Source organism: Mycobacterium sp. ACS4331, assembly GCF_001667265.1.
Taxonomy (GTDB): domain Bacteria; phylum Actinomycetota; class Actinomycetes; order Mycobacteriales; family Mycobacteriaceae; genus Mycobacterium.
The window spans coordinates 22,144-48,761 of sequence record NZ_LZHW01000015.1 but is presented as its reverse complement, the minus strand read 5'-3'; the positions used below and the strand labels follow the sequence as shown (position 1 = coordinate 48,761).

Here is a 26,618-nt window from a genome sequence, read left to right as displayed (position 1 = left end):
GACCGGGACGACCCACGCGACCAGTACGGTCAGGATGACGGCTTCGACGACTTCGACGACGCCGAGGAGTATCAGGAGTACGCCGACTTCGGTGACATCGCCGGCGACGAGACTGACACCTCGCCGTTGTCGATCCGCGTCGAGCATCCGCGTCCCGCGCCGGCGGAGGCGTGGCACAGCGCCCCGGTCGAGTCGTGGCACTCCCTGCTCGGCGATCAGGAATCCGCCGACGATGCCGCGGCTGAGCCGATAGGCCACGCGCACAACGGTTTCCATGTCGAGGGTGAAGACCGCATGCAACCGTTGCCGCCGCCCCCGCCTCGTGACCGCCGGGACTTCCTCGCGGCCAGCTTTCAGCAGCTCTCCGACCGGATCGACAGCCTCGCCGAGGGTCTGCCGAGTCCACAGGAGGACCGCAGCGGTGAGTTCTCGTTCGATCTGCCCGAATACGTGCCTCCGCCACCGTCGGGCGGCAACGGCGACGGGTCCAGGCACCGGTCGCCGCACGATCTCGGCAGCGAGCCTCCGAACTCCGACGCAGACGGGGACACCGGGAGACGCGGCAGGCACTACCGTGAGGACCCCGACGATTCGGCCGGTTACGGCAGACATTCGCGGCCGTTCGGAGACTGACGCCTTACGCGGGATCAGCGGCGATGCACAGCCGCGCGGCGGTCAACCGCCTGCGATCGCCGAATGCGGACCCCCGACGCTGGGGTGCTGTCCCGGTGACAGTGCCAGGAACGCACCCAGGTCCACCAGTCCGTCCGGCGTGGTCGGCAGGTGGTCGGTCAGTGCCGGTGAGCGCACGATCACCGTCAGGCATTGAGCCCGGCTGATCGCGACGTTGAGTCGATTCCTGTTGAGCAGGAACGGCATTCCTCGGGGCACGTCGTCCAGCGCCGAGGCCGTCATCGAGACGAACACCACGGGGGCCTGCCGGCCCTGCAGCTTGTCGACCGTGCCCACCAGCACCTCGCCCAGCCCCGCGGACTCCAGATGTCCCTGCAGTGTCAGCACCTGGGCGTTGTACGGCGCGACCACCAGGACGTCGGCGGCCGCCAACGGGCGGGTGCCGGCCTCGGTGGTCCACGGTGCACCGAGAAGATCCGTGACGGCCGCGGTGATCGCCTCAGCCTCCTCGACGCTGGAGGCGGTGTTGCCGTGGTGTTCGACGACCAGGGTGTGCACACCGGGAGCGTGGCCTTCGATGCCGCGGCGTTCCGCACTGGGGTGCGGCAGCAGGCGATTCTCGTAGGACAGGGCCGAGACCGCCCGGCACACCGCGGGATGCATGCGGTGCGAGCGCGCGAGGAAGTAGCCGAACTCGGCGGGCAGCACATCGTGGCCGGTCATCAGCCAACCGAGCGCCGACTCGTCGACCGGCTCGGGATGACTGCCGGTCGACACCTGACCCAGCTGCTGCGGGTCGCCGAGGAGCAGCAGACTGCGGGTGGCCCTGGCCACCGCGATGGTGTTGCCCAGCGAGAACTGGCCGGCCTCGTCGATGGCCAGCAGGTCCAGCGCAGCCGGGGGGACGCGGGTGTCGTTCGCGAAATCCCATGCGGTCCCGCCCAACACGCAGCCGCCGTCGGTGTCCAGAAAATCGGCGTAGCCCGAGTCGGGGATGGTGGTGAACCGCCCCGCCAGACCGTCGCGGCCGGCCTTCTTGGCCACCCGGGCCGCGTCGACGCCGGCGGCGTCCACCGCGTCGAGCAGGTGGGCCACCACGGCATGTGACTGCGCCACGACACCGATCTTCCAGCGGTGCGTGTTGACCAGCGTGGCGATCACCCGCGCGGCCGTGAACGTCTTACCCGTGCCGGGCGGTCCGTGCACGGCCAGGTAGGACCGGTCGAGGTCCAGCACCGCCGCCGTGATCGAGTCGACGTCGTTGTCGAGGCGCGGCAGCTGATCCGCCCCGCTCAGGGTGGTCGGTGGCCGCCGGCACAGCAGGTCGACGACCGCGCAACGCGGGAGCACGGGTGGGTCCGCCGACAGCGTCTGCGCGGCCTCGGTCGCCAGGGCCGCGATGGACTCCTCGATCTTGGCGGTCCGGATCGGCCTGGCCGGGGTCAGCGCCATCGGCAGGTGGTCATGCGGACCGGATTCCGGCTGCAGTTCGCAGATCAGCACCTCGACCGGCACGCCTTCGACATCGGTGACGTCGAGGACTTCGGCGTTCCAGGACGCGCGCCGATCGGGGTGCTCGTCGTCGAGTCCGGCGGGTGCGGGACGGTCGTACAGGATCTGCGGTCGGCCGTCGAGCTGGCCGCCCTCCAGGACGCCCCTGACGCGGACGTGGCGACGGGGTTTGCGCGCCCGGGGCGGCAGGTGCCAGTCCTGCACCACCTCGGCCTCCTCGATCAGGAAGACACCGGAGGTGTCCCATTCGTCGACCGGGTGACTGAGCCGGTGGAAGTGCGCCCACCAGTAGGGCTTTCGCTCACGTTGGTAGTAGCCGCGGGCGGATTCCAGCAGCGCCGCGGCGCTCTGCTCGGGCGTGCGCGGGGCACTGAACCCGTCACCGGCGAAGCCCAGCAGAACCTCGGCGACGTCATCGAGGGGCGGAACGGGTTCACCGCCCTCGCCCGGGCGGGTCAGATGCGTGACCCCCGACTCGAAGGCCCGCAGCAGCAGCCAGTCCCGCAGGCGACGGGTGGACCGACAGTCGTACAGGTTGTAGTCGGTGATCTCCTTGAGGACCGCGGCGGCCTCATCGGCGCGGCCCGCGTCCAGAAGTGTGCGGTAGTGCGCGTACTGCGTGATCGACGATGCGGCGTTGGTGACCTCGCCGGTACGCAGTTCGGCGCCCATGTACAGCGGTTCCAGCGCCTTGAGTGAATACGACGGTGCGCCCACCCGCAGGCTGTTGCGCACGATGGGGAACAGATCCACCAGGACATCGGACCGCAGCAGGTCGTCCACCTCGTCCTCACCCACGCCGTAGCGCGCGGCCAGGCGCAGCAGCGTCGACCGTTCATAGGCCGCGTAGTGGTAGATGTGCATGTCCGGGTGGCGGTCGCGGCGCGTGCGCACCATGGCCAGAAAGTCCAGGAACGCCTTGCGCTCCGACGGTCGGTCCTGCGCCCACAGCGGCCGGAAGTTGTCCCGGACGTCGAGCACACCCCACATGTATTCCAGGCCCCAGGTGATGCCGTCGTCGGTCCACAGCGGGTCGCCCTCGAAGTCGAAGAACAGATCGCCACGGCTTTTCGCCGGCAGCGCCCCGAGCGCCTCGGGATCGGCGATCTCGAACTGCGGTGTGCCGGCGTCACGTTGGGCCACCTGAAGACGCGCCTGGGTGCGCAGACCGGACAGCGTCGAGGCTGCGACATCGGGCACCGGCTGAGTCGAGGCGGCCAGCGCCGCGACCGTGTCGATGCCGGCGTCGATCAGAGCCGCGCGCTGCGTCACCCGCATACCGGCCACCAGGAGCAGATCGTCGTCCTCCACCACGTGGGGCAGACAGAACTCGCAGCGCATGCAGGCCCCGACGGAGGGATCCCGCCACGACACCGGCGCGCCGGAGGCCAGGTGATCGTCGAGCAGGGTCTGCAGTTTGTCGCGCTGCCGCCGGAACACCGGGATCAGATCGGCGACGGGATACTCCACCACGTCGCGGTTGCCCAGAATCAGCTGCGCCCGCGGCGCCACCGCGATGCCGGCCGCCGCGAGGGCGTCCGCGTACCCGGCGATCTGGAGCAGCGCGGTGACCTTGGCGCGCCGCGCGAGTTTGGTGTCGACCACACGGTAGGCCACGGCATCGTCCGGTTCGCCGTCCCGGATCAGGAAGTCGGCGAACCCCGCGAACCGGCCGTGGAAGACCGCGGCCTGGTAGATGACGGCGGGACGGGCCGCGAACGCCTGCTCGGTGGCCTCGGCCGCGCGTCGCAATGCGGCCACCGAGTACGCGGCCGACGGGATCTGCACCACGCCCCGACCGCCGCTGCCATGGGTGGCGATCAGGTCGGCGAGCACCCGCTGCTCATGCTCGGTGCCGAGTTCTGCCGTGCGGGCCAGCATTTCGTCCTCGACGGACTCGTGCGGCTCACCGCGTCCGAGCTTCGCGTCGAAGCGACTCAGCAGCGCGTACTCACAACCGGCCGCCGCGGCGAGGTCGGAGGCGCTGTAGATGACCGAAGGGCCTGCTGGGTCGTCGGCGACGAACACAGGCCCACTGTAGGTCAGGGCGGTGACATCTCAGCCGCGCGTGTTGCCGATCAACTCGACGCCGTTTCCGTTCCACCGGAACCTCACCACACCGCCCAGACCCTCGATGCTGCCCGCGTACCTCAGCGCGACGGTGTCGCCGGTGCTCTGGGTGGTGTCGATGGCGTTGAAACCGAATGTGTCGGGCACACCGGTCGGGATGTACTTCCCCAGGTGGAAGAGCACCGCACGGGTGCTCGGATTCTCGGCGTTGGTGTTGGCCTCGATGATCACCGCAGACAGCGGGGCACACTCGTTGTAGTTGCCCGCAATCGGCTCGGTGTTCCACGGCTGCCCGCTGCGGGGGTCGCGCGGCAGTTCGGACACCGCCTTGGCGATCGCCGGTGCCGCGAGATTGACCGCGCACGGGTCGGCCGGAGCGGGCTCGGGAGTGGTGGTCAGGGGCGGTGGCGCGGCCGCGGTCGTGCTGACCGGCGAGGGCGCCGTCGGCTCAGGGGTCTTGGCGACCGTCGAGTCGCCGGATCCGCACGCGGTGAGTGCACACAGCGCAGCGGCTCCCGCTGCGAACCCGACTGCCGATCGAGGTACGGCGAACACACGGGCAGGCTACCGGCTGGCTTCGGCCGACCTGGCAGGCGCATACATCGCGCGGCCTTAGACTTAGGGGCGATGACCACCGCCGACCCGGACCAGACCGGGGTATCCACCGAGGGCTCCGCCTCGATCTCCGAGCCGTCTCCGGCGCCGTCGGATGACTCCGACGCGCCCGATTCACCCACCTTCGCCGACCTGAACATCAACCCGGCCGTGCTGCGCGCGGTGACCGACGTCGGCTACGAGTCGCCGTCGGCCATCCAGGCCGCGACCATTCCCGCGCTGCTGGAGGGCTCCGACGTCGTCGGCCTGGCACAGACGGGCACCGGCAAGACCGCCGCGTTCGCCATCCCGATCCTGTCCAAGATCGACACCGCCAGCAGGGCCACCCAGGCCCTGGTGCTGGCGCCGACCCGTGAGCTCGCGCTGCAGGTCGCCGAGGCCTTCGGCCGCTACGGCGCGCACCTGCCCGGCATCAACGTGCTGCCGATCTACGGCGGGTCGTCGTACGGCCCGCAGCTGGCCGGCCTGAAACGCGGGGCCCAGATCGTGGTCGGCACGCCGGGCCGCGTCATCGACCATCTCGAGAAGGGCCGGCTGGACCTCTCGCACCTGGACTACCTGGTGCTCGACGAGGCCGACGAGATGCTGCAGATGGGCTTCGCCGAGGACGTCGAGCGCATCCTGGCCGACACCCCCGAGTACAAGCAGGTGGCCCTGTTCTCGGCCACCATGCCGCCGGCGATCCGCAAGATCACCACCAAGTACCTGCACGACGCGGTTGAGGTGACGGTCAAGGCCAAGACCGCGACCGCGGAGAACATCTCGCAGAAGTACATCCAGGTGGCCGGGCCGCGCAAGCTGGACGCGCTGACCCGCTTCCTCGAGGTGACGCCGTTCGAGGCGATGATCGTGTTCGTCCGCACCAAGCAGGCCACCGAGGATGTCGCCGACCGACTGAAGGCCCGCGGGTTCGCCGCGGCGGCCATCAACGGTGACATCCCGCAGGCAGCGCGGGAACGGACCATCGCGTCGCTCAAGGACGGCTCGCTCGACATCCTGATCGCCACCGACGTCGCGGCCCGCGGCCTGGACGTCGAGCGGATCAGCCATGTGGTGAACTACGACATCCCCAACGACACCGAGTCCTACGTGCACCGCATCGGACGGACCGGGCGTGCCGGGCGGTCCGGCTCGGCGCTGCTGTTCGTCACCCCGCGGGAACGCCATCTCCTCAAAGCGATCGAGAAGCACACCCGGTCCAAGGTCGTCGAGATCGAACTTCCCAGCGTCGACGACGTGAACGAGCAGCGGGTCGCGAAGTTCCGCGACTCGATCACCGACGCGCTCAGCGCACCGGGCCTCGAGCTGTTCCGCAGGCTCATCGAGGACTACGAGCGCGAGAACAACGTGCCGATGGCCGACATCGCGGCCGCGCTGGCTCTGCAGACCCGTAACGGCGAAGAGTTCCTGATGTCGGAACCGCCACCGGACAAGCGGCGCCGCGACGACCGGGACCGGCCGGACCGCCCGCCGCGGCCCGACCGGCCCATGCGCCGTGACGGCGGGTTCGCCACGTACCGCATCGACGTGGGCAAGCGGCACAAGGTGATGCCCGGCGCCATCGTCGGAGCGCTCGCCAACGAGGGCGGCCTGCACCGCAGTGATTTCGGGCACATCAGCATCAAGATGGATCACTCCCTGGTGGAGCTTCCCCCCCAGCTGCCCCGGGAGACCCTCAAAGCGCTTGAGAAGACCCGAATCCAGGGCATGCTCATCAATCTGCGGCCCGATGACGGAACTGGGTCACGCGACGGCGGCTCGTACCGGAAGCGTGACGGCGACTTCAAGAAGCGCGACGGTGACTTCAAGAAGTCCGGCAAGAAGCCCTATCAGAAGGCGTATAAGCCTCGAAAAGAGCAATGACCCAGTCGCTCTATCGCGGTGAGCAGGGTGGCCTGGAGTCCGTCTCCCACCCCACCAGGCGGACCGCCTCGCTGACCGGTGTTCGGGCCGTCGCCGCCATCCTGGTGGTCCTCACCCACGCCGCCTACACGACGGGGCGATACACCGAGGATTACCTGGGTCTGATCTACTCCCGCATGGAGATCGGCGTGCCGATCTTCTTCGCGCTGTCGGGTTTTCTGCTTTTCCGGCCCTGGGTGCGCGCGGCGGCCAGGGGCGGGCCGGCGCCGTCGGTGCGCCGGTACGCGTGGCATCGCGTGCGGCGCATCATGCCGGCCTACGTCGTCACGGTGCTGCTGGCCTACCTGATCTATCACTTCCGGACGGCGGGACCCAACCCCGGCCACACGTGGATGGGGTTGTTCCGCAATCTCACCCTGACTCAGCTGTACACCGACAACTACGTGTATTCGTATCTGCACCAAGGGCTTACGCAGATGTGGAGCCTGGCCGTGGAGGTGTCCTTCTACGTCGTGCTCCCGGGCCTGGCCTACCTGCTGCTCGTGGTGCTGTGCCGGCGGGCGTGGCGACCGGGCCTGCTGTTGGGGGCATTGACCGTGCTGGCGCTGGTGTCGCCGGCCTGGCTCTGGCTCGTGCACACCGTGGACTGGCTGCCCGACGGCGCCCGGTTGTGGCTGCCGGGGTATCTGCTGTGGTTCGTGGGCGGCATGGCGCTGGCGGTGCTCCAGTCGATGGGTGTCGGCTGCTACGGGTTCGTCGCCGTGCCCCTGGCCGTGATCTGCTATCTGATCGCCTCGACGCCGATCGCCGGTGAGCCCACGACGTCGCCCACCGGAACGCTGGAGGCGATCATGAAGTCGGTGTTCTACGGCGTGATCGCGGTGCTGGTCATCGCTCCGCCCGGGCTGGGGGATCAGCGCGGCTGGTACAACCGGTTCCTCGCGAGTCGGCCCATGGTGTGGCTGGGGGAGATCTCCTACGAGATCTTCCTGGTGCATCTGGTGCTGATGGAGATCGCGATGGTCGAGATTCTGCACAAGCCCGTCTACACCGGATCCATGGCGGGACTGTTCGTCGCCACGATGGCGCTGACGATTCCGGTGGCCTGGCTTCTGCACCGGTTCACGCGGGTCCGCGGCGACTGACGACCGGAAGCGTTCGGCGACTCAGCCGGCTGACGCCGAGATTGCACGGAGGGTCGTGCGCAAGCTCGGACCACAGCCCTGGGTGCAATCTCGGCGCCAACCCGACATGAAATGAGGGTACCCTTACCTAAGTTGCAGAAAGGGTTCCCATGACTGACACCACACCCTCCCGCGGCCTGACGGGAACGCTGATCAAGCTGTGGCGAGGCGGTGACTACGAGTTCACCGTGACCGGGCGGACCGAGATCGGCCCGCACTACCTGCGCCTGCGTTTCGATGCCGGCAACCTGTTGGCCGAGCGCGCGGTCCATCCGACGATGTGGATCCGGGGCTGGTTCCCGGACGGCGAAAGATCCCATCAGCGCGGCTACACGCTGGTCAACCCCGATCCGGAGGCCGGCACCGTCGACATCGATTTCGCGCTGCACGACGGCATCGCGACCAGGTGGGCCCGCGGCGCCGAACCGGGCGACACCCTCGAGGTCACGGTGCTCGGCAGCAGCTTCGAACTGCCGACGCCGGCGCCGGCCGGCTACCTGATCGCCGGGGACACCGCATCTCTGCCCGCCATCAACTCGCTGCTTGACGCGATCGGCGAAACCCCGGCGTGGGTGTTCCTCGAGGCCGCCCATGACGACGATCGCGATCTCCCGGTCAACACCGGCGCGGGGGAGGTCGACGTCATCTGGGTGGACCGCACCGATGCCGGACGGGGTCTCGTCGAGGCCGTCCGAGAGTCGGCGTTCGACGCCTCCGACCACTTCGGCTGGGTCGCGTGTGACAACCGCACCACCCGCGGCGTCGCGCGAGTGTTCCGCGAGGACTACGCGATTCCGCGCCGGTCGATCAAGGCGCAGGGTTACTGGGTCGCCTGACAGCACAGGGTTACTGGGTCGCCTGCGTCGACTCCTCGGCCGACTGCCGCGTCGGGGTGACGATCGGCAGCAGGAACTCCTCGACCATCGAGCGCTCGTCGGCATCGTCATGACCCGGGAAGATCAACAGTGAGGTGAGCACCCGGACCAGCCACCGCGCCTTGCGGTCGACGGTGGCCGGATCGTCGCCCGGGCCGAGTGACTCGACGAAGGCCGCGCTCATGGCCTTGATCACATGGGACGACTCCGCGATCTCGGCGCCGATCGGCGCATCGCCGGCCGAGAACCACGACTGCAGAGCGGGACTGCTGCGCACCAGGTGCAGCGAGGCCAGGAAGCCTTCGATGAGCTTGTCCCGCGGATCATCGAGGTCTCGGATGCGTTCGAGCATCTCGTGGTGCACGCCGTACGCCTCGCGGTGCACGTAGGCGGTGTAGAGCGCCTCACGGTTTTCGAAGTACCGGTACAGCGTGGCGCGCGAACAGCCTGCGGCAGTGGCGATCTCATGCATGCCGACGGATGCGGCGGGCCGTTTGGCGAACAGCTCACCCGCGGCGTCGAGGATGCGGTCGACGGCGACTTCGCTGCGCCGCGACGCCAGCCAGTTGTTGCCGGCCATCATTTCACCGTGAACGGAACGGACAGTGGACGACGGACGTAGCTGCCGCCGGCCCAGACCACGGCGTCCTCATCGATCTCGAAATCCGGGCAGCGCGAGAGCAGTTCACTCAGGGCGACGCGGGACTGCATCCGGGCCGCCGCGGCGCCCAGGCAGTGGTGCGCGCCGTGGCTGAAGGTCAGGATGTTGCGTGGCCGGCGCGTGACGTCGAGTTCGCCCGCGTCGGGACCGTACTGGCGTTCGTCGCGGTTGCCCGACCCGTAGAGCAGCAGCACGCGCCGTCCTTCCGGGATGGTGGTGTCGGCGACCGTGACGTCGCGGGTGGTGGTGCGCGCCAACCCCTGCACGGGTGAGGTCAGGCGCAGGAACTCGTCGACGGAATCCGTTATCAGGCTGGGGTTTTCGGCCAGCAGGCGGCGCTGGTCGGGGCGTCGGTGCAGCAACTGCACCGACCCGCCCAGCATGCCCGTCGTGGTGTCGTTTCCGCCGGTGACCATGGTGAACGTGAAGGCCAGGATCGACAGCACACCGGCGATGTCGCCGTCGGCTCCGATGCCCGCGGCCACCAGGTGTGAGACCGTGTCATCCTCCGGTTGGGTGCGCCGTCGTTCGATCAGCGCCGTGAAGTAGCCCATCATCTCGGCCAGGGCGTCGCCGAGCGTCTCCAACGCGCCGCCGATTCCGCCCTCGGTGGTGTTGGCCGCGACGATGGCGTCGGTCCAGCCGTCGAACTTGTCCTGATCCTGTTCGGGTACACCGAGATAGTGCGCCACCACCATCGAGGGAAGCGGTTTGAACAGGTCGGCGACGATGTCGCCGCCACCGTCGGCGCGCAGGCGTTCGATCCGCTCGACGACGAACTCGCGGACCTTGGGCTCCACGGCCTCCACCTGGCGCGGAGTGAAACCTCGGGACACCAGCCTGCGGAACTCGGTGTGCCCGGGCGGATCCTGCATCACCATCGGCGGATTGTCCTGCAGGCCAATCATTTCCAGCTCTCCGTAATTGACCGTCAGGCCTTGGGCGGAGGAGAAGGTCTCGTGATCGCGGGCCGCGGCCCAGATGTCGGCGTGCCGGGACATCACGTAGTAGTCATGATCCGGGCGATCCGCGGGTGTCACATGATGGACGGGGTCGACGTCTCGAAGGGCCCGATACATCGGCCATGGGTCCGCCCAGGTCTCGGCGGTGGCCAGGTGGAACTGCGCTCGTGCCGAATGAGACACCGAAGCTGTCATGTCTTATGAATACGACATGGCCGCATTGGTGTCAACGATGTCGGTCAGATCAACGCACCCGGGTTGAGTATCCCCGCGGGATCCAGCGCGTCCTTGATCCTGCGGTTGAGGTCCAGCGCGTCGGGCCCCAGGTACCCCGCCAGCCAGGGCTTCTTGAGCCTGCCGACGCCGTGTTCACCCGTGATGGTGCCGCCGAGGCGCACGGCCAGGTCCATGATGTCGCCGAACGCCTGCTGTGCCCGTTCGGCCATGTCCGCATCGGCGGGGTCGAACACGATCAGCGGATGGGTGTTGCCGTCGCCGGCGTGGGCGATCACCGAGATCATCAGATCGCGTTCGGCGGCCAGCTTCTCGATTCCGGTGACCAGGTCGGGCAATGCCGACAGTGGCACCCCCACGTCCTCGAGCAGCAGCGATCCCTTGGCTTCGACCGCGGGAATCGCGAACCGCCGGGCCGCGACGAACGCCTCACCCTCCTCGGGGTCGGAGGTGGAGAACACCTCGGCGGCGCCGTTGTCGCGGAAGGCCTGCGCCATGAACTCGGCGTCGTCGGCGCCGGACCCTCCGCGGTCGTCGGATGCCGCGACCATGATCGCGCCCGCGGAGCGGTCCAGGCCCATGCGCAGTTTGTCCTCGACGGCGTTGATCGCCACGTTGTCCATGAACTCCAGCATCGAGGGCCGGATCTTCGCCGTGATCGACAGAACGGCATCGGTGGCGCCGCGGACGTCGGGGAACGTCGCGACGACCGTGTGGGCCGGGTGCTGCGGCGGCAGCAGGCGGAGGGTGACTTCGGTGATCACACCCAGGGTGCCTTCGCTGCCGACGAACAGTTTGGTCAGGCTCAGGCCGGCGACGTCCTTGAGGCGAGGGCCGCCGAGTCGCACCGCGGTGCCGTCGGCCAGTACGACCTGAAGGCCCAGCACGTAGTCGGTGGTGACGCCGTACTTCACACAGCACAGCCCGCCGGCGTTGGTTGCGATGTTGCCGCCGATGCTGCAGATCTCGAACGACGACGGGTCCGGCGGATACCACAGGCCGTACTCGGCGACGGCCTTCTTGACCTCGGCGTTGAGCAGGCCGGGCTGCACCACCGCGGTACGGGTCACCGGATCGACCGTGATGTCACGCATCTTCTCGGTGGACAGCACGATCCCGCCGTCGACCGCTGTCGCACCGCCCGACAGGCCGGTGCCCATACCGCGCGGCACCACGGCGATCCGGTGTTCGGAGGCCCAGCGCAGCACGGTCTGCACCTCTTCGGTGCGGGTGGGGCGCACGACCGCCAGGGGCGTGCCCGCGTCGGGGTCGGCCGCGCGGTCCTGCCGGTAGGACGCCAGGATGTCCGGGTCGGTGACGACGACCCCATCGGGCAGTTGTGAGCTCAGGAGGGTGATCGCCGACGAAGACACGCCTTGATCCTACGTACGGGTGTGGGTCACCCGACCACGAACACCCGGTAGTTCACCTCGGTCAGCGACACCTCGTTGACGGCCACGGTGTAGGTGCCGTTGACCCAGGCGTAGCGCTCGTCGCCGGTCTCGAACAGCGGGCTGGAGCGGCCGTACATCTGGTCATGCCGGATCAGTTCACCGGCGCGGAACCTGTCGATCTCTCCCGCGTCCATTCGAACGCGGCCGATGTTGGTGACGTGGACCAGGGCGCCGTCGTCGGTGCGCAGCGTCGCGCGCACGTCGAGTCGGGAGACGCCGTCGGCGCCCAGCAGCACCCAGTCGCCGCCGCCGGCCAGGAACTCGCCTGAGAGCGCGGGCCCGTCGCAGCGTCCGCTGCCGATCACATAGGTGAGTCTGGTGCCCAGCGGTGAGGTGTCGACGTGGACGGCCGAGATCGACAGGGCGATGTCCGCCAGCGGTGTGAGTTGTGGTGTTGTGCAGTGCATTTCGGCTCCCTACAGCGGTCGGATTGCGGTGACGAACCCGGACGCCAGCGCGTGGGGGTCGTCGAGATCGAGTTCGTCGGCGTCCATTCGGCGCAGCATCAACCGGGCGATGTCGTCATCGGACCCGGAGATCGTGCAACCGGGTCCATCCGAACCGGTGCCCTCGCGCCACCGTGCGCCGTCCCAGGCGATCGTCATGGTGGCCGAGGGCGCTCGCAGCGTGTACTTCATGGGTGGGGTCCCTGGGGCTTCTGGGATTTCTGGGGCTTCGAGGGGCTCGGCCTGCAGCAGCAGGTACTGCGCACCGAACCCGAACAGTGCATCGACGGCGGCGCGGGGGAACGGTGCTGCGGGGTCCGTGGTCGCTCGGGTCAGGTCGTTGCAGTGCACGCCGTACTCGATGACCAGGCACTGCAGTGCCGCCGCGAAGGGATAACGCCCGAACCGCAGTCCGATGTCGGGCCAGGTTCGTGGCCCGCGGTCCAGGGCTTCGCGAAGGTGGCTGGCGCCCAACCGAATCCGATCCGCCAGCGCGTCGGAGGGGATCGGGCCGGAAATCTTCGAGGGTGGGCTCAGTGCGCCGAAGCGGGCCCGGTGGAAGGCCTCGGCGGCCGTGAAGAGTCCGGTCGCGACGTGGGCCGCGAGGTCCTCGACGGTCCACCCCGCGCAGGGGGTGGGGCTGCGGAACTGGCCTGGGCCCAGGGTGTCGAGGGTGTCGGCGAACTGGTGAATCAGCCCGATCGCGGTGGTGGTGGCGGAGGAGGGGTCCATGGGTCGACGCTAAATCCACAACTTGGAAAAAACAAGTAAAAACTTGGACAATCCAAGTTGGGCTACGATGGCGGCATGGTGCGGTCCTATGCCCAGTACTGCGCGGTGGCCAAGAGCCTGGACATCGTGGGGGATCGGTGGACGCTGCTCGTGATCCGTGAACTTCTCGACGGACCCCAGCGCTACAACGACCTGTTGGCCGCACTCGCGCCCATCGCCACGGACATGCTGGCCGGCCGCCTGCGCGACCTGGAATCCGAGGGGCTGATCCAGCGCCGCGACCTGCCGAAGCCCGCCACTGGACGCGTCTACGAACTCACCGACGTCGGGCGCGAACTCGAGGATGTTGTGCACGCCTATGCGCGGTGGGGTCGGCGCCTGCTGGAGTCGCGCGCACCCGGCGACGTCGTGCGACCGCAGTGGCTGGGCCGTGCCGTCCGCGCGTTCGTGCGACCGGATCGAGGGGGAGTGGACCTGACGCTGCGGTTGGTGACGCCCGAGGGCACGCGGACGCTGCACATCGGTGAACACCGCATCGATGATCTCGACGACGACGCTCCCGCCGATGTCACGCTCACCGGCGATGCCGAAACCCTGATGGCGGCAATGGATCCGGTTCGCGCGGTGCAGCTTCAGGCTCAGGGTGCGCTGTCCGTCGACGGCGAGCCCGCCGCACTGCGCCAGCTCAGTCGGGTGTTCGATCCAGCTCGCGCAGGGACTTGAGCCCCAGGGCCAGCAGGCCGATCAACAGCATCGGCAGCGCCAGCGCCAGGAAGGTGGTCTGCAGTCCCGCGGTGTCGGCCAGGGGGCCGGCGATGATCAGCCCCAGCGGTCCCGCCGCGTACGCCAGCGATCCCATCACGCCGACCACCCGCCCGCGCAGATGCGCCGGAGCGCGGGTCTGCATCACGTAGTTGTAGATCGGTGCGATAGGGCCGTAGACGAAGCCGACGATCGCGCACAGCACCAGGATCAGAGGCAGCGGCGGCAGGAACGCGATGACCGTCATCGCCACGCCGAGGGTCAGCACCGCGATCAGCATCGTGGTGCGCCGCTTGAGGTGGCTCGACAGCACGGCGTAGCTGAGTGCGCCGATCAGTCCGCCGATCGACAGCGCCATCAGCACCCAGCCCAACTGTGCGGGTTCGTCGCGGTCGGTGAAGTACTTCGGGAACAGCACCGACTCCATCGGCATGTACAGGCCCGTCACGGTCAGGTCGATGAACGCCAGGGTGCGCAGCACCTTGTTGTTCCAGACGAACCTGATGCCCTCGACGATGCCCGGCCACACCCGTTCGGGCAGTTTGGTGCGATCCGGCCGGCCCGCGCCTTCGAGGCGAAGGACCGAGATGGCGACGATGGCCAGGAAGAACGCCGCCGCGGTCACCCACATTGTGTTGATGCCACCGATGGTGGCGATCAGCAGGCCGCCGATGCCGGGGCCCACGATGTAGGCGAGGTTGAACACCGCCTCATAGACGCTGTTCGCGTGATCCAGCGTCCAGCCGGCGCGGCCGGCGGCCTCGGGCAGCATCGACTCGCGCGCGGTCATCCCGGCCGGGTCGAAGAAGGCGCCGAGTGCGGCCAGCGCCGCGAGCACCGCGACGTTGACCGCGTCGACTCCGAACACCAACGCGATCACCGGAACCGCCATCACCGACAGGCCGGAGAGCAGATCGGCCAGCATCGACACCCGGCGCCGGCCGATGTAGTCGACGGCCGCACCGGCGATCAGGGTCGCCGCCAGCAGTGGAAGGGTCCCGGCCATCGCCACCAGCGACGCCTCGAACGCCGATCCGCTGCGCTGCAGCACCAGCCAGGGGAACGCCACGATGGTGATGCCGTTACCGGTCCCGGCCATCAGGGCGGCAAACAGGATCAGCGCCAAGGGAACACGTCTGCCGCCGACCATGGCGGGCAATCTTAGAGCGTGGCCGACCGTCGCCCGGCGGTTTCGCCCAGTGCAGCGCCCGTGTCGGGCACCATGGTCTGGTGCTGCCTCACCCCCGGACCGGACGCAGGTTTGCTTCGCCCGTGCCGCCCGGGACTCGTTGGCCCGGGGACCCGGCCACCGGCGCCACGCCCGTGGCCGGTGACGCGGACGACGTCGTCCGGCTGGCGGCCGAGGCGCAGCGCCTCAGAGATCTCGACGCCGAGGTCAGTGTGTGCCGGGCCTGCCCGCGCCTGGTCGCCTGGCGTGAGGAGGTGGCGGTGGTGAAACGGCGTGCGTTCGCCGATCAGCCGTACTGGGGCCGACCCGTCCCCGGGTGGGGTTCGGTGCGACCGAGGCTGTTCATCGTCGGTTTGGCCCCGGCGGCCAACGGCGCCAACCGGACCGGCCGGATGTTCACCGGCGACCGGTCCGGTGACCAGCTGTTCGCGGCCCTGCACCGTGCCGGACTGGTCAACCAGGCGGCGTCCGTCGACTCGGGAGACGGGCTGCGGGCCAACCGGATTCGAATCAGTGCGCCGGTGCGGTGCGCGCCGCCGGACAACGCCCCGACCCCGGCCGAACGCGACACGTGTGCACCCTGGCTGCGCGCGGAATGGGCGATGGTCGCCCCCGAGGTTCGAGTGATCGTTGCGCTCGGCGGGTTCGCCTGGAACGTCGCGCTGGGCCTGCTCGCGGATCAGATCGCGGGTCGCAGACCGAAGTTCGGGCACGGTGCCGTCGTGACGCTGCCGTCCGGACAGCAGCTTCTCGGGTGCTTCCACCCCAGCCAGCAGAACATGTTCACCGGGCGGCTGACTCCGGCCATGCTCGACGAGGTCTTCGCCGACGCCCGCCGCCGCGCCGGCATCTGAGCGATTTCGGCGCGCACACCGGCGCTCAGCGCATGCAAGCGCGCCGAAATCACGGAAGCGATGGGCCACGCGTAGCGTTGGAGGCGTTATGCGTCTTTCTGTCCTCGATCTGGTTCCGGTGCGCACCGACCAGACCACATCCGATGCGCTGGCCGCCACGGTTCGGCTCGCCCAGACCGCCGACCAGCTCGGGTACACCCGGTATTGGCTCGCCGAGCACCACAACATGCCGGCCGTCGCGGCCACCAGCCCGCCGGTGCTGATCGGCTACCTGGCCGCGCAGACCGAACACATCAGGCTGGGATCGGGCGGTGTCATGCTGCCCAACCATGCGCCGCTGGCCGTCGCCGAGCAGTTCGCGCTGCTCGAGGCCGCCGCGCCGGGCCGTATCGACCTGGGCCTGGGGCGTGCCCCCGGCAGTGATCCCGTGACGTCAGTGCTGCTGCGCGGTGCCGCGGGCCGGGACGACTCCGATGTCGAGAAGTTCCCGCAGTACCTCGACGAGATCGCGGCCATGATGAGTGCCCGCGGCGTCCGGGTCGACCTGCCCGCACACCTGGGCCGGCCCGACTACATCCTCAAGGCCACCCCCGAAGCGGTCAGCGAGCCGCGGATCTGGCTGCTCGGGTCCTCGATGTACTCCGCGCACCTGGCCGCCGCCAAGGGCCTGCCGTACGTGTTCGCCCACCACTTCGCCGGCCACGGCACCGACGAGGCGCTCGAGATCTACCGCGCGGAGTTCCAGCCCAGCGATCTGGCGAGCGAACCCGTGACGTTCCTGACGGTCAACGCGTCGGTGGCGGCGACGCGCGAGGAGGCCGAGGAACTGCTGCTGCCGAATCTGCTCATGATGGCGCGCCTGCGCACCGGGCAGCCCCTGACCGCACTCGACCTGGTCGAGGACGCGCAGGTCACCACGCTGACCCCGCAGGAGCAGGCGATCGTCGACGTGGGCCGAGCCAAGGCCATCGTCGGAGCGCCCGCCGAGGCCGCCGATCAGCTGCGTCAGCTGGCCGAGAAGTTCGGCGTCGACGAGGTGATGGTCAACCCGGTCGGGTCGGCGCGCCGCGGCACCGACCCGGCCACCGCACCCGCCCGCACCACCACGTTGGAACTGCTGGCCAAGGAACTGTTCTAGCCCCCGAGTGGTTTTGAGCCGTTGTTCTAGGCCAGGCCCTTGAGCATCAGGTTCCAGTACATGAACGGCAGCCCGTACTTCTTCAGGTACCAGTACGGCCGGTGCGGCGTCGTCGGGTTCAACACCGGGAACGACGGCTTCAGGTTCAGGTCGTAGTCGAACTCCGCGAGGAGCATGTCGTGCGAGGACGTGACGATCGGGCACGATCCGTAGCCGTCGTACCTGGCGGTCAGCGGTCGCCCGGCCAGATGTGCCTCGATGTTCTCAACCACGACGGGGGCCTGCTTGCGGATCGCCGCGCCGGTCTTGGAGTTCGGCGATGACCCGGCGTCACCGAGGCCGAACACGTTGGGATGGCGCACATGCTGCATGGTGTGCTTGTCGATCTCGACGTAGCCTCCTGCGTCGCCGGTGGACAGCGGGCTGGCCTTGATCCAGTCCGGTGCGGACTGGCGCGGCGCCACATGGAGGACGTCATAGGGCAACATCGACGATCCGCCTCCGCCGGAGGTGACGCCCACCTTGTGTGCGGCCGCGTCGACGGAGGTCACCTCGGATTCGGTGTGCACCGTGATGCCGTAGTCGGCGGCGATCGCATCGAGGCTGTCGGCGATCGCCGGGATTCCGAACAGTCGCGGCGTCGGCACCACCAGGTGCACGTCGATGTCCTTCAGCACGCCCTGGGATCGCCAGTAATCGGCGGCCAGGTAGGCGATCTTCTGCGGCGCACCGGCGCATTTGATGGGACCGGACGGCATGCCGAACACCGCGGTGCCCGAACGCAGGTTGCGGATGAAGTCCCAGGTTCGCGGTGCCAGGTCGAATCGGTAGTTCGATGACACCCCGTCCTTGCCGAGCGCATCGGACAGTCCCTCGGTGCGGTCCCAGTCCAGCTGGATCCCGGGACAGACCACCAGGACGTCGTACTCGTAGGTCGCCCCGTCGGTGCAGGTGACGGTGTTGTTGTCGGGGTCGACAGCGGCCGCGGCGTTCTTGATCCACCTCGCGCCCTTGGGCATGACCGAGGCCTCGGGGCGTGCGGTGGTCGAGGCCTTGGCCTGGCCGCCGCCGACGAGCGTCCACAGCGGTTGGTAGTAGTGCACCTCCGACGGTTCGATGACGGCGACGTCGGTGTGGCCCCTGCGCAACAGGCGGGCGGCAACCGAGATGCCGGCCGTTCCGCCGCCGACGATCAGGATTCGATGTTTTCCGGTGGTCATGATCCTCTGCTCCTCTCAGGCGTTCTGGCGGGCGTCGTCCCAGGCGCCGAAGCCGCCCAGGATGTCACTGACATCAGCGAAACCGTTGTGCCGCAACAGGCTTGCTGCGACCGAGGACCGGTAGCCGCCGGCGCAGTACACGACGGTCGGGCGGGTGGGATCCAGCTCGCCCAGCCGGCTCGGCAGTTGACCGACCGGGATGGGGATCGCACCTGGGATGGTGCCCGCGGCGACCTCGCCCGGGTTGCGGACGTCGACGATCTGCAGGTTCGCCAACTCAGCGGCACGCTGGTCGAACGCGGTGGCCGTCAGCCGGGAGGCGATCTGGACGTCGTCGGGGTGGTCGAACATCGCCTCGAACGGCCGCTCCAGGTAGCCGATCACCCGGTCGAAACCGATGCGGGCCAGCCGGGTTTTGGCCTCCAGCTCCTGACCGGGCTCGACGAACAGCACGATGTCGACGTCCGTGGGGACCACCGACCCGGCGAATTCGGCGTAGCGGCCCTCGAGCCCGATGTTGACCGCACCGCGCAGATGCCCCAGCGCGAACTCCTCGGGCCCACGTCCGTCGACCAGGACCGCACCGGCCGCCATCGCGTCGCGGACCTGTTCATAGCTCATCGCGGTCGGCAGCTGGTTCTCATCCAACAGCCCACGATCCTTGCGGTTGAGGATCGCGTCGTAGACGAAGTAACTCGGTGCCGGCGGCTGTCCCTCGGTGACCAACTCCATGAACGTGGCCTTGTCCGGGGCGCGCAGCGCGTAGTTGGTGGCCTTCTGCTCGCCGATCGTCGACCACAGGTCCGTCGACAGGTTCTTGCCGCAGGCCGAACCGGCGCCGTGCGCCGGGTAGACCCGGGTGGCGTCGGGCAGCGGCATCAGCTTGTTGTGCAGTGAGTCATACAACTTGTCGGCCAACTCCTCGCGGGTGAACCCGATCGAGGCCAGCAGGTCGGGCCGGCCCACGTCGCCGATGAACAGGGCGTCACCGGTCAGCACGCCGTAGGGCACGTCGTCACCCGCGTGCTCGTAGACCACGATGCTCATCGACTCAGGGGTGTGGCCCGGGGTGTGGAGGAACTCCAGCGTCACCTCACCGAGTGAGTACCGCTGCCCGTCGGCCACGCCCATCGACTCGAACTCGGTCTCGGCGACCGAGGAGTAGACGATCTTGGCTCCGGTGGCCTTCGCCAGTTCCAGGTGGCCGGACAGGAAGTCGGCGTGGAAGTGGGTCTCGATGACCAATTCGATTGTGAGCCCGAACTTCTCAGCGTCGCTGAGGTATTCGGCCACGTCGCGCTGTGGGTCCACGACCACGGCACGTCCGGTGGTCTCGTCGCCGATCAGGTACGACGCGTGGGACAGGCAGTCCAAGTAGTACTGGATGAACTTCATCGTTGGCGTCCTTTCGAGAGAGCCGTTGACATCCACTGTGCAGATACCCCCCTAGGTATGTCAAGTACCCCTGGGGGTATTGTGGAACACACTTGCCGATACCCCTCTGGGTATGCCTATCATGGGTGCCAAACGATACCCCCATGGGTATGAGACTCACGGGCCCTGGGCCGAAAGGACAAGACATGACCGCACCCTCCGTCGTCGATTCGAACCGCCTCAGCGACCTGCTGGCCTCGCCGGCTCCGCCGCGTGTGCTCGACGTTCGAACTCCCGCTGAGTTCGAGTCCGCCCACATCGCCGGCGCGTACAACGTCCCGCTGGACCTGCTGCGGGAGCATCGCGACGAGATCGCCGGCCATCTCGCCGAGGACGTCATCCTGGTCTGCCGATCAGGACAGCGCGCCGCCCAGGCCGAGGAGACGCTGCGCAACGCGGGGCTGTCCAACGTGCACATCCTCGACGGCGGCATCATGGCCTGGCAGGCCCAGGGATTCGCGGTCAACCGCGGGGCGCAGCGCTGGGACCTGGAACGCCAAGTCCGGCTGGTGGCGGGTTCGATCGTGCTGACCAGCATTCTGGGCAGCATCGCCGCTCCCAAGCTCAAGTGGCTGGCCGGGGCGGTCGGCGGTGGGTTGACCTTCGCGGCGGTGACCAACACCTGCGCCATGGGCATGGCCCTTGCCAAGCTGCCCTACAACCGCGGGGCGCGCTGCGATGCCCGGTCGGTCGTCGCCCAGCTCATCGGCGACTGTCCGGCGGAAAACGTGATGGCGCAACCATGTTCGCGCTGACCCTGATCCTCGCCGTCTTCATCGGCATCACGCTGGGACTGCTCGGCGGAGGGGGATCGATCCTGACCGTCCCGCTGCTGGCCTATGTCGCGGGCATGGAGCCCAAAGAGGCGATCGCCACCTCGCTTCTGGTGGTCGGCGTCACGAGTGCCGTCGGCGCCATCTCGCATGCCAGGGCGGGCCGGGTGCGGTGGCGCACCGGCCTGATCTTCGGGCTGGCCGGGATGGTCGGCGCCTACGGCGGCGGCGTGCTGTCGACGTTCATTCCGGGCACGGTGCTGCTGATCGCCTTCGCTGTCGTGATGGTGGCCACCGCGATCCCGATGCTGCGTGGTCGCCGGGAGGTGCAGGCGGGTGCGGCGGCGCGTCGACTGCCGGTGTTGAAGGTCATCGCACAGGGGCTGGCGGTCGGCCTGGTCACCGGCATGATCGGCGCAGGGGGTGGCTTCCTGGTGGTGCCCGCCCTCGCACTGCTCGGCGGACTGCCGATGCCCGTCGCCGTCGGGACATCGCTGATCGTCATCGCGATGAACTCCTTCGCCGGTCTGGCGGGGCATCTGTTCAGCGTGGCCGTCGATTGGCCGGTGGCACTTGGCGTGACGGCCGCGGCCGTGGCGGGTGCACTGGTCGGCGCGCGGTTGACCGCGCTGATCAGCCCCGACGTGCTGCGCCGTGCCTTCGGCTGGTTCGTGCTGGTGATGGCGTCAGTCATCCTGGCCCAGGAGATCCATCCGGTCGTGGGTGCCGTGGCGGGCGGCGCGACTGCCCTGGCCGCGGTCATGGCCTGGACATGTGCGCGCCGTGGACTGTGCCCGCTGCGGTGGCTGTCCCACGTATGGCCGGGTCCGAATGCTCCAGCGTGAGCCTTGCCGGGAATACCCCCGCCGGTACCATGGGTTCCCTGTTCTGACGGAGGGACGCAGGCATGAAGTGTGACGACGATTCGGTGGTCGCGATCTTGAACAGGTTGCGACGGGCGCAGGGGCAGCTTGCCGGCGTGATCTCGATGCTCGAACAGGGCCGCGACTGCAAGGATGTGGTCACCCAGTTGGCAGCGGTGTCGCGCGCACTGGACCGCGCTGGATTCAAGATCGTCGCCAACGGGCTGAAGGAGTGCATCAGCGGCGAGACCTCGGACGGATCACCGCCGTTGACCGAGGACGAACTCGAGAAGCTGTTCCTGACGCTGGCCTGACCCCACGGTCTCAGGGTCTGAGCCTGATCACCGAGATCGGTCGCGTGGTCTTCTTCTGGTACGCGCGGTACCTGTCGCTGTTGTTGTCGTTGACGACGCGCCACAGGCGTTCGTAGTCCGGATGATCGGGCCCGACGATCTCCGCCGTGACCGGGAACCGTCGTGGCCCGATGTTGATCTCCACCGCCGGGTGGGCCTTGATGTTGTGGTACCAGGCCGGGTTTCGCGTGGCTCCGCCATTGGAGGCGACGATCAGGTAGTCGTTGCCGTCATTGGCGTAGGTCAGCGTCGTGGTGCGCGGTGCGCCGGTCTTGGCGCCCACGGTGTGCAGCATCAGGTTTGAGGGCATGCCCGGAATGCGGTGGCCCACCCAACCCCGTGTGCGCTGGTACAGCGTGTCGTGTACGCGCACGAAGGCGACCAGAGGGGAGGGGATCGTGAGTGTGGGCATGTACCCAGTGTGCCCCCTCGGCGCGCGTTACAACCGCGCCAACGCCTCCCGCAGAATGCGGGCGGTCTCCTCGCGGTCCGGATCACGGCGCACCACAAGTCCTTTGGCGAAGGACAGCTTGTCGCCGTCGTGACGAGGAGCCACATGCAGGTGGATGTGGAAGACCGTCTGAAACGCGGCCCTGCCGTCGTTGATGACGATGTTGTTGCCGTCGGCGCGCAGGTCTGAGGCTCGCGCGGCCTGCGCGATGCGCTGTCCCAGGATCGTCATTCCCGCGATGGTCTCGGCGGGGGTGTCGGTCAGGTCGGTGTGATGCCGTTTCGGGATCACCAGGGTGTGGCCGCGCACGATCGGGCGGATGTCGAGGATCGCCAGGTAGTCGTCGTCCTCGTGGATGCGGATTGCCGGTGCGTCCCCGGAGACGATGTCGCAGAACACGCAAGTCATGTCGGCCACGTTAGCGGGCCTCGCCGATCGGCCGTGGCGCATGCCACATGTGCACTGTTTGCAGTCTGTGCAAGAATTGATGGTGAATGCCCGACCGCCAGGGCCTGTGATCCCCCGGGAGGAATGTCGATGAGCGATTCAGCCGCCGCTGCTGCGCTGCTGGATCCGTCGCCACGCGTGCGACGCCTCCGCCAGGCCTGGGCGGCCGCCGACGGCGCGCTGCGCCCTGTCGTCGACATCGCTCGTCCGTACGTCACAGGTCTGGACAATCTGCCGGCCGATGGACGTTTCCTGTTGGTGGGCAACCACACCGCGGCCTCCTTCGCCGAGGTGTTCCTGATCCCGCACTACGTGCGCAGGGCCATCGGCGGCGAGGTGCGCATGCTCGCTGACCGCGCATTCGGAATGCACCGGGGTCCCGCGGCTGATCTGATCGCGGCCTATGGCGGCGTGGTGGGGTCGCCCGAGAGCGTGCGGGAGTTGATGGACCACGACGAGACCATCCTGGTGTTCCCCGGCGGTGGCCAGGAGATCGCGAAGTTCAAGGGCGAGGAGTACGTGCTGCGCTGGAAGCAGCGCGAGGGCTTCGCTCGCGAGGCGGTGGCCCGGGACTACCCCATCGTGCCCGTTGGCCTGGTCGGCGGTGACGATGTCTATCAGAGCCTGACGACCCGAGACAGTATGTGGGGCAGACTCATTCAGGCCGCCCATCGGGCCCTGCCGGGTGGGCCCCCGGATATGGCGATGCCACTGGTCCGAGGAGTCGGTCCCACGCTGATTCCGCGCCCGCAGCGGATGTACCTGGCGTTCGGGGAACCGATCTCGACCACCAGGCCGGCTCGCACCGCCGTCGCGAAGTGGGTGACGTCGGTGCGGAACGAGACCAAGGCGTCGCTTGAACGGCTCCTCGACGATCTGCTGACCGTCCGCGGCGACGACCCGTACCGCGAACTGAACCCACTGGCCTGGCACCGCGCGGTCCAACCGCAGGACGGGTGACCGGCGGTGGCCGGTAAGCCCGATCTGCGTGCGCGACGACGCCGCCAGACCACGGCGGACATCCGCGACGCGGCCATCGATCTGGTGCGGACCCGCGGGTTCGACGGGGTCACCGTGGAGGAGATCTGCGCCGCGGCCGGAGTCGCGCCGCGGACCTTCTTCAACTACTTCCCCAACAAGGAGTCGGCGATCGCGTCGGGACCGCCCGAACTGCCTGGGCATCTGACCGAGGGGTTCATCGCGGCGGGCGCCGCGCCGTACGTGACGGTGTTCACCGAGCTGATCACCCTGGTGGCCGACCACCTCGCCGATGCCCCCGGACGCCACCACGCGGTCGCCGTGCTCGAGATCGCCGCCACCACACCCGTGGTGCAGGCAGCGATGCTCGCCGGATTCCAGCGTGGCGAACGCGAGATCGCCGGACTGGTGGCACGGCGCTGCGGGCTGCAGGCCGACGACGAGATTCCCACGCTGATGGCGGCACTGGTGCTGACCACGGTTCGTGCGGGGATGGCACGCTGGGCCAGCGCGCAACCCGCCCCCGAGGACGGCCCAGTGCCGTTCGTGCAGCAGGCCGCCCGCACGGTGCGGCACATCTTCGAGTCTTGACGGATCGCACAGTTCGACTGGCTACGCTGCGGCCATGGACTCCATCGAGTTGGCCTTCGCCGGCGCCGCCGAGCAGGCCCGGCTGCTGGTCTCGGGCGCGATCACCGCGCCGGCGCTCACCGAGCTGTACCTCGAACGCATCGCCCGGCTGGACCCGGAACTGCGGTCGTATCGCGTGGTGTTCGCCGATCAGGCCCGCAGGGCCGCCGACGAGGCGCAGAAGCGGTTGGACGCAGGGGAGCGACTGCCGCTGCTCGGTGTGCCGATCGCCATCAAGGACGACACCGACGTCGCGGGCACGCCGACCACCTTCGGCGGCACCGCCCACGGCCCGGCCCCCTCGAAAGACGCCGAGGTGGTGCGTCTGCTTCGTGAAGCCGGCGCGATCGTCCTCGGCAAGACCGCCGTGCCGGAGATGATGATCTGGCCGTTCACCGAGACCATCTCCTATGGTGCGACGCACAACCCCTGGGACATCTCCCGTACGCCCGGCGGCAGCAGTGGCGGCAGCGCCGCCGCGGTGGCCGCGGGTCTGGCGCCCATCGCCCTGGGCTCCGATGGTGCGGGATCCATCCGCATCCCCGCGTCCTGGTGCGGACTGTTCGGTCTGAAACCCCAGCGCGGCCGGGTGCCGCTGTCGCCGCACGACGACGCCTGGAACGGCATGGTGGTCAACGGTCCGCTGACGCACACGGTCGAGGACGCCGCACTGTTCCTGGACGTCACATGCGATAAGGCGATGCCCGGCCCCGAGGGCGGGTTCGTGCGCGCCGCATCGCGACCGCCGAACCGCCTGCGCGTCGCGCTGACCACCAAGGTGCCACCCATGGTGACCGCACGTGTGGACGCTGGGCACCGTGCCGCGGTGCACCAGGCCGGTCAGGTGCTGCGCGAACTCGGCCACGACGTGGTCGAGCGCGACATCGACTATCCGCCGACATCGGTGTACACCCAGATGCTGCCGCGCTACATCCGCGGCGTCCACGACGATGTCCGCGTGCTGCCGCATCAGGAGCGGCTGGACTCGCGGACCCGCGGTGTGGCCCGCATCGGACGGATGTTCTCGGACGCGCGCATCGCGAAAATCCGTGCCGCAGAACAGGAGTTCTCCGCCCGCGTGCTGTCCATCTTCGACGACGTCGACGTCGTCATCACGCCGGGAACGGCCACCGGGCCGTCGAAGATCGGGGCCTACCGCAGGCTCGGTGCCGTCTCGACGCTGTCGCTGGTGGCCGCCCGGGTGCCGTTCCAGATCGCGTTCAACGCCACCGGCCAACCCGCGGCCGTCGTACCGTGGGGTCTGGACAGTTCGGGGCTGCCGCTGTCGATTCAGTTGGTGGGCAGGCCCTTTGATGAGGCCACGCTGCTCTCGTTGGCCGCGGAGATCGAGGCGGACCGGCCGTGGGCGCAGCGGCGGCCGTCGGTGTCCTGACGCTGACCCGCCCTCTTTCCGCGAGCGTGCGTGTCTGTACGCAACCCGCCGCGCATCGGTGTGCAAACCCGCACGCTCGGTGGCGGGATCAGCCACACTTACGCTCGTGGCGATCTTCGGCAGCTCCGACAGCGACCTCGAACGCAGGGTGCAGCACCTGGAACGGCGGGTCGCCGAGCTTGAACGCGCGGCCTTCCTGGCCGGCCAACCTGTCCGGTCCCAATCCGTCGACGAGCCCGGGGTCAGCGAGATGGTGCGCCAGCTTGCGCTGCAGGGCAACAAGATCGCGGCCATCAAACTGCTGCGTGACGAGACCGGTCTGGGCCTCAAGGAGGCCAAGGATCTAGTCGACCGGCTCTAGTCGGCGATCACGCGCCACGCTGCGAGCTTCGCGGCCAATCCGACGGTGTGCGCGGGACTGGTCGACGGCAGCCTGGCGTAGTGCACGCGCGGCGTTGCGGTGACCAGGCGGCGGAAGTTGGCTTCGGCGGCCGCTCCGTTGAAGTACACCCGCTCAATGCTGGGATGGGCGACGAAGAAGGCTGAAAAGTCGTTGGCCACCATGCTGTTGCGCTCCACCGCGGAGTCCAGGCTGCCGGCGCGGTGGCACAGCGCCAGCGTGTCCCACACCGCGACACCCCGTGAGATCAGCGCGGTGGTGCGTTCGGCATAGGGTGCGTCGGCGGCGAAGCCGAACAGTTCGCCTGTGATGCGCCAGAATGCGTTCTGCGGGTTCCCGTAGTACTGCTGCCTGGCCAGCGACAGCACGCTGGGGGCATTGCCGAGGATCAGAATGCGCGGTCTGCCTCCGACAATCGGCGGCAGACCGCGCACCTCCGGCGATGTGTGGAGCGTCACCGGCGCTCACCGCCGCTGGGACTCCGCAAGTCCA

General features: G+C 68.6%; 26 protein-coding genes. 13 read left to right on the top strand and 13 right to left on the bottom strand.

Annotated features, from left to right (window positions below; all coding sequences use genetic code 11):
* Positions 1 to 675 precede the first annotated feature (675 nt).
* Positions 676 to 4,173, bottom strand: a complete 3,498-nt coding sequence (locus A5727_RS05325; RefSeq protein ID WP_068245733.1) for a TM0106 family RecB-like putative nuclease — start codon at positions 4,171 to 4,173, stop codon at positions 676 to 678.
* Positions 4,174 to 4,203: 30 nt separating this feature from the next.
* On the bottom strand, positions 4,204 to 4,770 hold the full coding sequence (locus A5727_RS05320) for an LppP/LprE family lipoprotein (RefSeq protein WP_068245730.1): 567 nt from the start codon (positions 4,768 to 4,770) through the stop codon (positions 4,204 to 4,206).
* Between the two features lie 72 nt (positions 4,771 to 4,842).
* Between A5727_RS05320 and A5727_RS05315 the strand changes: the two genes are divergently transcribed.
* The 3 genes from A5727_RS05315 (at position 4,843) to A5727_RS05305 (ending at position 8,713) form a co-directional block, all read left to right on the top strand.
* Positions 4,843 to 6,693, top strand: coding sequence for a DEAD/DEAH box helicase (locus A5727_RS05315; protein ID WP_068245727.1), 1,851 nt, complete (start codon positions 4,843 to 4,845; stop codon positions 6,691 to 6,693).
* Positions 6,690 to 7,838, top strand: a complete 1,149-nt coding sequence (locus A5727_RS05310; protein WP_068245723.1) for an acyltransferase family protein — start codon at positions 6,690 to 6,692, stop codon at positions 7,836 to 7,838. The genes A5727_RS05315 and A5727_RS05310 overlap by 4 nt, the downstream gene beginning before the upstream one ends.
* A 149-nt stretch (positions 7,839 to 7,987) precedes the next feature.
* Positions 7,988 to 8,713, top strand: coding sequence for a siderophore-interacting protein (locus A5727_RS05305; RefSeq protein WP_068245718.1), 726 nt, complete (start codon positions 7,988 to 7,990; stop codon positions 8,711 to 8,713).
* Between the two features lie 10 nt (positions 8,714 to 8,723).
* Here A5727_RS05305 and A5727_RS05300 read toward each other — a convergent pair whose 3' ends face one another.
* Genes A5727_RS05300 through A5727_RS05280 form a run of 5 tightly spaced genes read right to left on the bottom strand, consistent with a single transcriptional unit; the run spans position 8,724 to position 13,241 of the window.
* Positions 8,724 to 9,332: a TetR/AcrR family transcriptional regulator gene (locus A5727_RS05300; protein ID WP_068245715.1), complete on the bottom strand. Its 609-nt coding sequence runs from the start codon at positions 9,330 to 9,332 to the stop codon at positions 8,724 to 8,726.
* Positions 9,332 to 10,570 carry a cytochrome P450 gene (locus A5727_RS05295; RefSeq protein WP_068245712.1) on the bottom strand — a complete coding sequence of 413 codons (1,239 nt, stop codon included), beginning with the start codon at positions 10,568 to 10,570 and terminating at the stop codon, positions 9,332 to 9,334. Before A5727_RS05295 ends, A5727_RS05300 begins: the two co-directional genes overlap by 1 nt.
* A 44-nt stretch (positions 10,571 to 10,614) precedes the next feature.
* Complete coding sequence (locus tag A5727_RS05290) at positions 10,615 to 11,982, bottom strand: FAD-binding oxidoreductase (RefSeq protein ID WP_068245709.1); 1,368 nt, start codon at positions 11,980 to 11,982, stop codon at positions 10,615 to 10,617.
* Between the two features lie 26 nt (positions 11,983 to 12,008).
* Positions 12,009 to 12,470, bottom strand: coding sequence for a DUF3237 domain-containing protein (locus tag A5727_RS05285; protein WP_068245704.1), 462 nt, complete (start codon positions 12,468 to 12,470; stop codon positions 12,009 to 12,011).
* Between the two features lie 9 nt (positions 12,471 to 12,479).
* Positions 12,480 to 13,241 (bottom strand): maleylpyruvate isomerase family mycothiol-dependent enzyme, encoded by a 762-nt coding sequence (locus tag A5727_RS05280; protein ID WP_068245694.1) that lies wholly within the window; start codon positions 13,239 to 13,241, stop codon positions 12,480 to 12,482.
* 75 nt (positions 13,242 to 13,316) lie between these two features.
* On the opposite strand from A5727_RS05280, the gene A5727_RS05275 reads away from it, so the two are divergent.
* Complete coding sequence (locus A5727_RS05275) at positions 13,317 to 13,964, top strand: winged helix-turn-helix transcriptional regulator (protein WP_068245691.1); 648 nt, start codon at positions 13,317 to 13,319, stop codon at positions 13,962 to 13,964.
* Here A5727_RS05275 and tap read toward each other — a convergent pair.
* A complete protein-coding gene (gene tap / locus A5727_RS05270) occupies positions 13,927 to 15,153 on the bottom strand; it encodes a multidrug efflux MFS transporter Tap (protein WP_068245688.1) in 1,227 nt (408 codons plus the stop codon). The genes A5727_RS05275 and tap overlap by 38 nt on opposite strands.
* Before the next feature lie 80 nt (positions 15,154 to 15,233).
* Between tap and A5727_RS05265 the strand changes: the two genes are divergently transcribed.
* Positions 15,234 to 16,046 (top strand): uracil-DNA glycosylase, encoded by an 813-nt coding sequence (locus tag A5727_RS05265; protein WP_068245685.1) that lies wholly within the window; start codon positions 15,234 to 15,236, stop codon positions 16,044 to 16,046.
* Positions 16,047 to 16,134: 88 nt separating this feature from the next.
* Positions 16,135 to 17,184, top strand: coding sequence for an LLM class flavin-dependent oxidoreductase (locus A5727_RS05260; protein ID WP_068245683.1), 1,050 nt, complete (start codon positions 16,135 to 16,137; stop codon positions 17,182 to 17,184).
* A 26-nt stretch (positions 17,185 to 17,210) separates the two neighbouring features.
* On the opposite strand, the gene A5727_RS05255 is transcribed toward A5727_RS05260, so the two are convergent.
* Both A5727_RS05255 and A5727_RS05250 read right to left on the bottom strand, forming a co-directional pair.
* Positions 17,211 to 18,404 carry an NAD(P)/FAD-dependent oxidoreductase gene (locus tag A5727_RS05255; RefSeq protein WP_068245682.1) on the bottom strand — a complete coding sequence of 398 codons (1,194 nt, stop codon included), beginning with the start codon at positions 18,402 to 18,404 and terminating at the stop codon, positions 17,211 to 17,213.
* A gap of 15 nt (positions 18,405 to 18,419) precedes the next feature.
* Positions 18,420 to 19,799, bottom strand: a complete 1,380-nt coding sequence (locus A5727_RS05250) for an MBL fold metallo-hydrolase (protein ID WP_068245681.1) — start codon at positions 19,797 to 19,799, stop codon at positions 18,420 to 18,422.
* 185 nt (positions 19,800 to 19,984) lie between these two features.
* Here A5727_RS05250 and A5727_RS05245 point away from each other — a divergent pair, with 185 nt between their 5' ends.
* The 3 genes from A5727_RS05245 to A5727_RS05235 all read left to right on the top strand — a co-directional run bounded on the left by A5727_RS05245 (position 19,985) and on the right by A5727_RS05235 (position 21,788).
* On the top strand, positions 19,985 to 20,593 hold the full coding sequence (locus tag A5727_RS05245) for a rhodanese-like domain-containing protein (RefSeq protein ID WP_068245677.1): 609 nt from the start codon (positions 19,985 to 19,987) through the stop codon (positions 20,591 to 20,593).
* Positions 20,581 to 21,456, top strand: a complete 876-nt coding sequence (locus A5727_RS05240; protein ID WP_068245674.1) for a sulfite exporter TauE/SafE family protein — start codon at positions 20,581 to 20,583, stop codon at positions 21,454 to 21,456. Before A5727_RS05245 ends, A5727_RS05240 begins: the two co-directional genes overlap by 13 nt.
* A 62-nt stretch (positions 21,457 to 21,518) precedes the next feature.
* A complete protein-coding gene (locus A5727_RS05235; protein WP_068245671.1) occupies positions 21,519 to 21,788 on the top strand; it encodes a metal-sensitive transcriptional regulator in 270 nt (89 codons plus the stop codon).
* 10 nt (positions 21,789 to 21,798) lie between these two features.
* Here A5727_RS05235 and A5727_RS05230 read toward each other — a convergent pair whose 3' ends face one another.
* Together A5727_RS05230 and A5727_RS05225 are read right to left on the bottom strand one after the other, a co-directional pair.
* A complete protein-coding gene (locus A5727_RS05230; protein ID WP_068245668.1) occupies positions 21,799 to 22,239 on the bottom strand; it encodes a nitroreductase family deazaflavin-dependent oxidoreductase in 441 nt (146 codons plus the stop codon).
* A 27-nt stretch (positions 22,240 to 22,266) separates the two neighbouring features.
* Positions 22,267 to 22,686: an HIT family protein gene (locus tag A5727_RS05225; protein WP_068245841.1), complete on the bottom strand. Its 420-nt coding sequence runs from the start codon at positions 22,684 to 22,686 to the stop codon at positions 22,267 to 22,269.
* 129 nt (positions 22,687 to 22,815) lie between these two features.
* Between A5727_RS05225 and A5727_RS05220 the strand changes: the two genes are divergently transcribed.
* The 4 genes from A5727_RS05220 (at position 22,816) to A5727_RS28050 (ending at position 26,087) form a co-directional block, all read left to right on the top strand.
* Positions 22,816 to 23,685 (top strand): lysophospholipid acyltransferase family protein, encoded by an 870-nt coding sequence (locus tag A5727_RS05220; protein ID WP_068245838.1) that lies wholly within the window; start codon positions 22,816 to 22,818, stop codon positions 23,683 to 23,685.
* A 6-nt stretch (positions 23,686 to 23,691) separates the two neighbouring features.
* Positions 23,692 to 24,294: a TetR family transcriptional regulator gene (locus A5727_RS05215; protein WP_068245662.1), complete on the top strand. Its 603-nt coding sequence runs from the start codon at positions 23,692 to 23,694 to the stop codon at positions 24,292 to 24,294.
* A gap of 34 nt (positions 24,295 to 24,328) precedes the next feature.
* Positions 24,329 to 25,726 carry an amidase gene (locus A5727_RS05210; protein WP_068245659.1) on the top strand — a complete coding sequence of 466 codons (1,398 nt, stop codon included), beginning with the start codon at positions 24,329 to 24,331 and terminating at the stop codon, positions 25,724 to 25,726.
* Between the two features lie 106 nt (positions 25,727 to 25,832).
* The gene (locus A5727_RS28050) at positions 25,833 to 26,087 is read left to right on the top strand and encodes a ribosomal protein L7/L12 (RefSeq protein WP_231991960.1); all 255 of its coding nucleotides are present in this window, start codon (positions 25,833 to 25,835) and stop codon (positions 26,085 to 26,087) included.
* On the opposite strand, the gene A5727_RS05200 is transcribed toward A5727_RS28050, so the two are convergent.
* Entirely contained in the window at positions 26,084 to 26,584 is a 501-nt protein-coding gene (locus A5727_RS05200; RefSeq protein WP_068245655.1) for a DNA-deoxyinosine glycosylase, read from the bottom strand. The genes A5727_RS28050 and A5727_RS05200 overlap by 4 nt on opposite strands.
* Between the last annotated feature and the right edge of the window lie 34 nt (positions 26,585 to 26,618).

Coding starts and splice junctions, on each gene's coding strand:
- A5727_RS05315 (WP_068245727.1), top strand. CDS start 4,843: ATGACCACCGCCGACCCGGACCAGACCGGGGTATCCACCGAGGGCTCC.
- A5727_RS05310 (WP_068245723.1), top strand. CDS start 6,690: ATGACCCAGTCGCTCTATCGCGGTGAGCAGGGTGGCCTGGAGTCCGTC.
- A5727_RS05305 (WP_068245718.1), top strand. CDS start 7,988: ATGACTGACACCACACCCTCCCGCGGCCTGACGGGAACGCTGATCAAG.
- A5727_RS05300 (WP_068245715.1), bottom strand. CDS start 9,332: ATGGCCGGCAACAACTGGCTGGCGTCGCGGCGCAGCGAAGTCGCCGTC.
- A5727_RS05295 (WP_068245712.1), bottom strand. CDS start 10,570: ATGACAGCTTCGGTGTCTCATTCGGCACGAGCGCAGTTCCACCTGGCC.
- A5727_RS05285 (WP_068245704.1), bottom strand. CDS start 12,470: ATGCACTGCACAACACCACAACTCACACCGCTGGCGGACATCGCCCTG.
- A5727_RS05280 (WP_068245694.1), bottom strand. CDS start 13,241: ATGGACCCCTCCTCCGCCACCACCACCGCGATCGGGCTGATTCACCAG.
- A5727_RS05275 (WP_068245691.1), top strand. CDS start 13,317: ATGGTGCGGTCCTATGCCCAGTACTGCGCGGTGGCCAAGAGCCTGGAC.
- tap (WP_068245688.1), bottom strand. CDS start 15,153: ATGGTCGGCGGCAGACGTGTTCCCTTGGCGCTGATCCTGTTTGCCGCC.
- A5727_RS05260 (WP_068245683.1), top strand. CDS start 16,135: ATGCGTCTTTCTGTCCTCGATCTGGTTCCGGTGCGCACCGACCAGACC.
- A5727_RS05255 (WP_068245682.1), bottom strand. CDS start 18,404: ATGACCACCGGAAAACATCGAATCCTGATCGTCGGCGGCGGAACGGCC.
- A5727_RS05250 (WP_068245681.1), bottom strand. CDS start 19,799: ATGAAGTTCATCCAGTACTACTTGGACTGCCTGTCCCACGCGTCGTAC.
- A5727_RS05245 (WP_068245677.1), top strand. CDS start 19,985: ATGACCGCACCCTCCGTCGTCGATTCGAACCGCCTCAGCGACCTGCTG.
- A5727_RS05240 (WP_068245674.1), top strand. CDS start 20,581: ATGTTCGCGCTGACCCTGATCCTCGCCGTCTTCATCGGCATCACGCTG.
- A5727_RS05235 (WP_068245671.1), top strand. CDS start 21,519: ATGAAGTGTGACGACGATTCGGTGGTCGCGATCTTGAACAGGTTGCGA.
- A5727_RS05230 (WP_068245668.1), bottom strand. CDS start 22,239: ATGCCCACACTCACGATCCCCTCCCCTCTGGTCGCCTTCGTGCGCGTA.
- A5727_RS05225 (WP_068245841.1), bottom strand. CDS start 22,686: ATGACTTGCGTGTTCTGCGACATCGTCTCCGGGGACGCACCGGCAATC.
- A5727_RS05220 (WP_068245838.1), top strand. CDS start 22,816: ATGAGCGATTCAGCCGCCGCTGCTGCGCTGCTGGATCCGTCGCCACGC.
- A5727_RS05210 (WP_068245659.1), top strand. CDS start 24,329: ATGGACTCCATCGAGTTGGCCTTCGCCGGCGCCGCCGAGCAGGCCCGG.